This window comes from Pacificibacter marinus (assembly GCF_018860505.1).
GTDB classification, from domain to species: Bacteria; Pseudomonadota; Alphaproteobacteria; order Rhodobacterales; family Rhodobacteraceae; genus Celeribacter; species Celeribacter marinus_B.
In genome coordinates this window covers 26,507-33,994 of record NZ_JAHKPU010000050.1, presented here as the reverse complement: position 1 = coordinate 33,994, position 7,488 = coordinate 26,507, and the positions used below count along the sequence as shown (strand labels likewise).

Below are 7,488 nucleotides of genomic sequence, written 5' to 3'. Positions count from 1 at the left end.
CTTTCTTGAAAAAATGCGTAAGTGGTTATTTTAAAGGGATATTTGCGAACTCTATCAGCAGAAACTCAAACCCCGATGCGCGTATTTTTTGATCTTTAGAGAGTTCTGCACGCCATAGGTCACTCAAAAACTGGAATCACTGCACAATCTGGCGAGTCGGAAAGACATGAAGCGCACCGAAATGCGCTCCATGGGAGGAGATCTTAGAAGAAACCCAGTTTGTTGGGGTTGTAGCTGACCAGCATGTTTTTCGTCTGCTGGTAATGATCCAACATCATCTTGTGGTTCTCGCGTCCGATGCCGGACTGCTTGTACCCACCAAAGGCCGCATGCGCGGGGTATGCGTGGTAATTGTTCACCCAAACGCGACCTGCCTCGATCGCGCGACCAAAGCGGAAGCACCGGTTCGCATCGCGTGACCAGACGCCAGCGCCAAGGCCATACATCGTGTCATTGGCAATCGCCAAAGCTTCGTCTTCATCCTTGAATGTTGTGACAGACACAACTGGGCCAAAGATTTCCTCTTGGAACACACGCATGTCGTTGGTGCCTTTAAAGATGGTTGGCTGAATGTAGAACCCGTTCTCCAAGTCTTTTCCAACATCAGCAGCCGCACCGCCCACAAGCACCTCAGCCCCCTCTTCACGACCGATGGTAAAGTAGGACAAGATTTTGTCTTGTTGCATTTGGGAACACTGCGCACCGACCATCGTGTCCATTTCACGGGGGTCACCCTGCTTGATCGCTTTCACTCGCTCAATCACACGCGCCATGAAGGCATCATAGATGTCCTCTTGTACCAGCGCACGAGATGGACATGTACAGACCTCGCCTTGGTTGAAGGCAAACAGAACGAAACCTTCAATGGCTTTGTCAAAAAACGCATCATCTGCGGCCATGATGTCTGAGAAGAAGATGTTCGGGGATTTCCCCCCCAGTTCAAGCGTCACAGGGATCAAGTTCTCTGTCGCTGCGGCCATGATTTTCTTACCGGTAACCGTGGACCCGGTGAATGCAATCTTGGCAATGCGCGTGGACGTGGCCAATGCCGCACCAACTTCGCCGCCGTAACCGTTGATAATATTGAGTGCGCCCGCAGGCAAAAGATCGGCGATCAATTCTGCGACCACCATCAAGGCCGCGGGAGTTTGTTCAGCTGGCTTCATAACAACACAGTTGCCAGCGGCCAATGCTGGCGCCAATTTCCACGCCGCCATCAAGATAGAGAAGTTCCAAGGAATGATTTGCGCCACAACCCCCAAAGGTTCATGGAAATGATAGGCAACCGTGTCTGCGTCTATCTCGGACATTGAGCCCTCTTGACCACGCAATACCCCTGCGAAATAGCGGAAGTGGTCAATCGCGAGCGGAATATCTGCAAAGGTTGTCTCGCGGATCGGCTTACCGTTGTCCCATGTTTCAGCCTGCGCCAACAGATCGAGGTTTTCTTCCAAACGGTCCGCGACTTTGAGCAAGATGTTAGACCGCTCCGCCGCAGATGTTTTGCCCCAAGCCACTTTGGCAGCATGTGCGGCATCAAGAGCTAAATTGACATCATCAGCGTCTGAGCGGGCAACTTCGCACACAACAGAGCCATCAATCGGAGTGATGTTGTCGAAGTATTTCCCATTGACGGGGGCAACAAACGCACCGCCGATAAAGTTGTCGTAGCGGGTTTTAAAAGGCGATGTGTACTTGAGATCGCTTTGGGTCATTACATTCATGATATGTCCTCCTCTGACATCCGAGATCCTCCATCTCGGTTACATGAGAACATGGCCCGCTCAGATATCCTCGTCACCCCATCCAAAGAACGCTGCAGCGCAGCAGTGTCTCAGGGGTGAGACAGGTTATTTAAGATTCCCCGATTCCGAGGCGATTCATCCGACGATAGAGTGTCGCACGGCCAATCCCAAGCTCGCGTGCTGCTGCCGACACATTGCCTCCAGCCCGTGCAATCGCCCGCTTGAGCGCCGCACGCTCAGCACGTTCCAATGCAGACATACCACTGTCACGCCCCAAAATATCAGAGGCAGGCATGGGGGTCATAACACCGCCCTGCTCTAACTGATACAGTCGCCTTGCTGCGCGCGTGGCTCCGATGACCAAATCGTCTTGATCCACGGCGAGCAAGACCGCGCCGTCACTACGTGCGTCAGGGGCTGCAATAATGCGCGCTTTTGGAAAGGCCGCGCGAAAGGCCTCCGTCTCAATCTGCTTGGCGGCCTGCATCACGACATTACCGATCAACCGCGTGTAGGATTCTGTTTGATCCGCACGACATGACGACACATCCAGAGCACCGATCAATGCGCCATCCGGTCCAAAAATCGGTGCGTCCATACAAGACATTCCCGTATTACGGGTGAAAAAATGTTCATCACGATGAATGGTCACTTGGCGTTCCTCAGCAAGGCAGGTGCCAATGCCGTTGGTGCCCTCTGAGCTTTCGGACCAATCCGCACCGGACCATAACCCCCAGCGGTTGAATATTTCGGCATCCGCATCTGTGGACCTTTGGTCTAAAACAACGCCTTGGTCATCCGTCAACAACACACAACACCCAGTGTTTCCCACCATTTGAAACAATTGGTCTATCTTTGGTTTCGCTATTTCTAAAAATGCGCCTAGTTCTTCGCAACGGCGTATGACTTGGCTCATCTCGTGGCGGTGGGGGCTTTTGCGGTGGGACGGGTCCAAGCCATGCTTGACCATAGACCGTCGCCACGACGCCGTTAGCCTCGACGCCGCGGATCGCGACTCGACCGCATTCAATACCTGCTCCGTATGGTTGTCCAATGACATCGGTTTGCCTCCTCCACAACGCAAACGATCACCAACCCGATCCTATGCGAATGCCAAGGCATTTAGCAATGTATCAATAGACCACGCGTCAAACTGGCAGGCTGGTGGTCTTAAAGACGGTGCGCATAGCAAAGGACGACTGCATTTTGACGACACCAGGAAGGCGCACCAGATTACGATGGATTTTTGCGAAATGATCTGTGTCAGCGGCAACCACTTTGAGCATGTAATCTGCGGCACCCGCCATCAAATGACATTCCAGCACATCCGGCACCAGTTGAACGGCTCTTTCAAACTCCGCCAACACGTCATCGGCTTGCGATGTCAACGTCACCTCGACAAATAAGGTCGACCGGCGATCCAAATGAATAGGGTTCAACAGAGCCACATAATCGCGAATGACACCATCGGCCTCAAGTCTTTGCACGCGTCTGTGACAGGCAGAACTGGACACATTGGCAGCCACCGCCAAATCCGCGTTTGAGATGCGGCCCTTCTTTTGCAAAATGCGCAAAATTCGGCGATCTGTCTCGTCAATTTGGGGCATAGGTCAAAGTTATCCTGATTTTACGTCAAAACACACATACACATCCCATGCGCACTTTACAAACGCAAGACAGGGACAGCCAAGCTATGATCTTTCGCCCGTGTTTCAAAACAAAAAAGGCCCACAAGCCTATGCTTGCGGGCCTTACATATGGCGAAAAGCGGTGCCCTTACTTTTTCAAAGAGTCGCGGATTTCCAACAGAACGTCGAGTTCGCTTGGGCCTTCTGGCGCAGCTGGCGCTTCTTCGACAGGTGTTTCAGTCGCGGCTTTTACTTTATTGACGTAGCGCACAAGCATGAAGACCACGAATGCGATGATCAAGAAGTTGATAACAGCCATGATGAATGAACCGTAGGCAAAAACGGACGCGCCAGCTTCGCGAGCGGCTTCCAAGCTTGTGCCAGCAGCAACGTCACCAGAAATCACCGCAAAGCGGTTGGTGAAATCAAGGCCACCGGTGAATACACCAATGATTGGGTTGATCAAATCAGCGACCATAGATTTAACGATGGCTGTAAAAGCAGCACCAACGATGATACCAACGGCCATGTCCATGACATTGCCCTTGGCGATGAAGTCTTTGAATTCTTTTAGCATTTCTTCCCTCATGCATTTTATACGCGTCTTTTAGCGCGTGTACATACATTGCATAACACAATGACGTACAGAGACGGGAGGTTAATTTTTGCGCAAAACTCCCCATATTTCTAGCCGCCTGCTGGAACTTTGACGCAACGCTCACATGCATCAGAACACTCTAAAATCCAACACAACGCACAACGAACTTTGACTGGGACGCTTCTTTCACAAATTAACCCTACATTGCGGTCACTCAATGTAGGGTCATAATAAATTTGGTCGTAACTGTATGTTTCAAAATCTATGCAGGTAAATTCCCTGTAAGCACATAGGTCAGAATATCGACAACCTGTTGCGGCGTCTCGGTGACGGCCAATGCCGCAGCGTCCACTTCTTTCAACGCATGTTGATGGTCTGCCCCGTGCATCACGATCAACGATTTGCCAAGAGCTGCCGCATAGCCCGCGTCAAAAGCCGCATTCCATTGTTTGTATTTATCGCCAAAACGCACGACCACAACATCCGCCGCCTCAATCGCACTGCGTGTGCGGATCGCGTTCAGTTTAGCGCCCTTGTGGTCATGCCAAAACTTATCTGTTTCAGCCCCCATAATCGCTACACCGCAATCATCTGACGCAGCATGATCAGTCACAGGCATTGAGAATTCGACATTCAACCCACGCGCACCTTGAACAATTTGATCACGCCAATCGGTGTGAATTTCGCCGGACAAATAGACTTTCATTGATCACGTTCCTTATCGTTTGGATCAGCTCGGGGTGGCCCCATTGGAAAAGGGCGCAGCAAAAGCCGCGCCCTGAAAATTTAGTCAGCTTACAGAGCAGTTGAAAGACCGGATCAACCGCGCAACACAGCCTTGGTGGATTTTTCCACTTTGGCAATGATCTTGGCGCAGACCTCTTCGATGTCTTTCTCTTTCAACGTCTCTTTGGCGGGCTGCAAACGCACAGTGATGGCCAGCGATTTTTTGTCTTCGCCCAAGCTGCCACCGATGAACTCATCAAAGACACGCACGTCAGCGATCAGGTTTTTATCAGCCCCAAAGGCCGCGTTCACCAAATCCAAAGCCGCTGTCGATTTGTCGACGACAAAGGCAAAATCGCGCTCAACTGCCTGCAGATCATTGGTAAAAAACGCAGCGCGTGCCACTTTGTTCCCACGTGGGAATGGTGGCTGCTCAAGGAAAATCGTAAAGGCAACAGCAGGCCCTTTGACGCCCATTTCTTTAAGCGTTTTTGGGTGCACTTCACCAAACTGCGCCAAGATTTTTTTCGGACCCAAACAGATTTTGCCGGACCGACCAGGATGGAACCATGCGGGCGTATCACGCAAAATTTGAACTTTCGCAGGGGCGCCAATCGAGGACAAAACCGCCTCGGCATCAGCTTTCGCGTCAAACACATCCACGTCGCGACGCGCGCCATGCACGTCTTTTGGACCAGTTGCGCCAACCAAAAGGCCGCCGATTTGCACGTGTTGTTCGCCCGGCTCGCCGCCATGAAAGGCAGCACCGACTTCGAAGAGCGCCAAATCGTTGAACCCGCGTGCCTGATTGCGGCTGGCAGCTTGCAACAAGCCAACCAAAAGATCAGGGCGCATATGGCTCATTTCTGATGAAATCGGATTTTCCAATTTCACCGCATCAGAACCACCATCGAACAGTGTCGCAGATTTTTCATCCACGAAGGAATAGGTCACGCATTCATTGTACCCCAAAGCGGCTGCCGTATGGCGGGCCATGCTTTCGCGTACTTGCATCGGTGTTTGAATTTGCTTGGCAATCCCGATGGGGCGCGACAACGGCTTTGGCTCAAGCGAGGTCAAAGACGCAATACGCGCGACTTCTTCGACCAAATCAGCCGAGCCCAATACGTCAGGACGCCACGATGGCACCTGCGCCATGTCACCATCCATGACAAACCCCAACGCCGTCAGCGTCGCGATTTGGGTTTCTGGAAAAATTTCCATTCCAACAAGGCTTTGCACGCGGTCTGTATCCAGTTTGTAAGCCCGCGACACGTCAGGCACTTCACCCGCCACAGTCACTTCAGAGGCCTCACCACCACATAGATCAAGGATCATCTGCGTTGCGTCCTCAATGGCTTGCATGTTGTAAGCCGGATCGATGCCCCGCTCGTTGCGATAGCGCGCGTCGGAATTGATTTTCAGCGCACGGCCGCCTTTGGCAATCGCGATGGTGTCCCAGAATGCGGCTTCCAAAAACACATCTGTGGTCTCGTCCGTGCAGCCTGTTTCCAAACCGCCCATGATGCCCGCGATGCTTTCGACTTTGCCGCCTGATGAAATCACCGTCACGCCCTCTGGCAGGGTGTAGGTCTTTTCATCCAAGGCTACCAATTCCTCGCCACCTTTGGACAGATGAATTGTCAAACCGCCATCGACTTTGGACGCGTCAAACACGTGCAAAGGACGGTTTTGGTCGTAGGTGAAAAAGTTCGTCACATCGACCAGTTTGGAAATCGGACGCAACCCGATGGCTTTCAAACGATCTTGCAACCACGCAGGTGATGGGCCGTTTTTAACACCTTTGATCAGGCGTCCTGCGAAAACTTTGCAGCTGTCTTTTGCGCTTTCTTCAATGGTCACGGAAATCGGATTGGCAAAGCTGCCCGCCACGCAGACCTCTTTCAAAGGTTTCAATGTGCCCAAACCACGCGCTGCCAAATCACGCGCCACACCGCGCACACCCAAAGCGTCAGGGCGGTTTGGCGTGATGGCGATTTCAATCACAGGGTCCACTTTGGCAGGGTCTGTTTCGGCCAAGTAATCGGCAAACGACTGCCCCACTGTGCCAGATGGCAGCTCGATAATACCGTTGTGTTCATCCGACAGCTCAAGTTCTTTTTCCGACGCCATCATGCCGAACGATTCAACGCCACGGATTTTGCCGACAGAAATCGTGATATCCAAACCCGGAATGTAAGTCCCCGGCTTGGCCAGCACGACAGTGATCCCCTCGCGTGCGTTTGGCGCACCACAAACGATTTGCGTCTCACCTGTACCCGCTTGCACCTTACATACACGCAATTTGTCCGCGTCTGGGTGCTGTTCTGCATGGGTGATCTTCGCGATCTCGAAATCTTTGAACACATCCATAGGGTTCTCAACCCCTTCAACTTCCAGACCGAGATCCGTCAAAGCATAGAGGATTTCGTCCAAAGTCGCGTCCGTTTGCAAATGCTCTTTGAGCCATGAGACTGTGAATTTCATAGGGTGTCCTTTTCGTCATAGGCAGGCTGATCGGCGGCACAAAGCCTGCCAAGACGCAGCAATTTAAGTTCGCGCGCAAAGCGCAGTGTTGGTTTTACGGCAAATAGAAACGATCCGACGACAAAAAGCCACGTGCCAGCATATTGCAGATCATCGGAAAAGAAAAAGAACGATCCGACAATAAAGCACAGTGCCGCCCCAAGATCGACCACAGTGTGGGCCATCTCGTAGAGCGCATAAACGCGACGACTGTCGTCGTCCATTTCGTGGAATTTTGTATCAAACAGTTTCATATGATGTCACA

7 protein-coding genes are annotated in these 7,488 nt (G+C 52.0%); all 7 read right to left on the bottom strand.

From position 1 onward, the window contains the following. Positions 1-203: 203 nt before the first annotated feature. On the bottom strand, positions 204-1,724 hold the full coding sequence (gene adh, locus KO503_RS17655; protein WP_215992867.1) for an aldehyde dehydrogenase: 1,521 nt from the start codon (positions 1,722-1,724) through the stop codon (positions 204-206). 130 nt (positions 1,725-1,854) lie between these two features. Continuing rightward, positions 1,855-2,805, bottom strand: a complete 951-nt coding sequence (locus KO503_RS17650; protein ID WP_436836519.1) for a GAF domain-containing protein — start codon at positions 2,803-2,805, stop codon at positions 1,855-1,857. A gap of 88 nt (positions 2,806-2,893) precedes the next feature. Then, positions 2,894-3,352 (bottom strand): Lrp/AsnC family transcriptional regulator, encoded by a 459-nt coding sequence (locus tag KO503_RS17645; RefSeq protein ID WP_215992865.1) that lies wholly within the window; start codon positions 3,350-3,352, stop codon positions 2,894-2,896. 169 nt (positions 3,353-3,521) lie between these two features. Then, positions 3,522-3,950, bottom strand: a complete 429-nt coding sequence (gene mscL / locus KO503_RS17640; RefSeq protein WP_215944375.1) for a large conductance mechanosensitive channel protein MscL — start codon at positions 3,948-3,950, stop codon at positions 3,522-3,524. Positions 3,951-4,233: 283 nt separating this feature from the next. Next, positions 4,234-4,677: a YtoQ family protein gene (locus KO503_RS17635; protein WP_215992864.1), complete on the bottom strand. Its 444-nt coding sequence runs from the start codon at positions 4,675-4,677 to the stop codon at positions 4,234-4,236. Between the two features lie 113 nt (positions 4,678-4,790). Continuing rightward, positions 4,791-7,184 carry a phenylalanine--tRNA ligase subunit beta gene (gene pheT / locus KO503_RS17630; protein ID WP_215992863.1) on the bottom strand — a complete coding sequence of 798 codons (2,394 nt, stop codon included), beginning with the start codon at positions 7,182-7,184 and terminating at the stop codon, positions 4,791-4,793. Next, entirely contained in the window at positions 7,181-7,477 is a 297-nt protein-coding gene (locus KO503_RS17625) for a YrhK family protein (RefSeq protein WP_215992862.1), read from the bottom strand. The genes pheT and KO503_RS17625 overlap by 4 nt, the downstream gene beginning before the upstream one ends. Positions 7,478-7,488: the final 11 nt, after the last annotated feature.

Coding starts and splice junctions, on each gene's coding strand:
- adh (WP_215992867.1), bottom strand. CDS start 1,724: ATGAATGTAATGACCCAAAGCGATCTCAAGTACACATCGCCTTTTAAA.
- KO503_RS17650 (WP_436836519.1), bottom strand. CDS start 2,805: ATGTCATTGGACAACCATACGGAGCAGGTATTGAATGCGGTCGAGTCG.
- KO503_RS17645 (WP_215992865.1), bottom strand. CDS start 3,352: ATGCCCCAAATTGACGAGACAGATCGCCGAATTTTGCGCATTTTGCAA.
- mscL (WP_215944375.1), bottom strand. CDS start 3,950: ATGCTAAAAGAATTCAAAGACTTCATCGCCAAGGGCAATGTCATGGAC.
- KO503_RS17635 (WP_215992864.1), bottom strand. CDS start 4,677: ATGAAAGTCTATTTGTCCGGCGAAATTCACACCGATTGGCGTGATCAA.
- pheT (WP_215992863.1), bottom strand. CDS start 7,184: ATGAAATTCACAGTCTCATGGCTCAAAGAGCATTTGCAAACGGACGCG.
- KO503_RS17625 (WP_215992862.1), bottom strand. CDS start 7,477: ATGAAACTGTTTGATACAAAATTCCACGAAATGGACGACGACAGTCGT.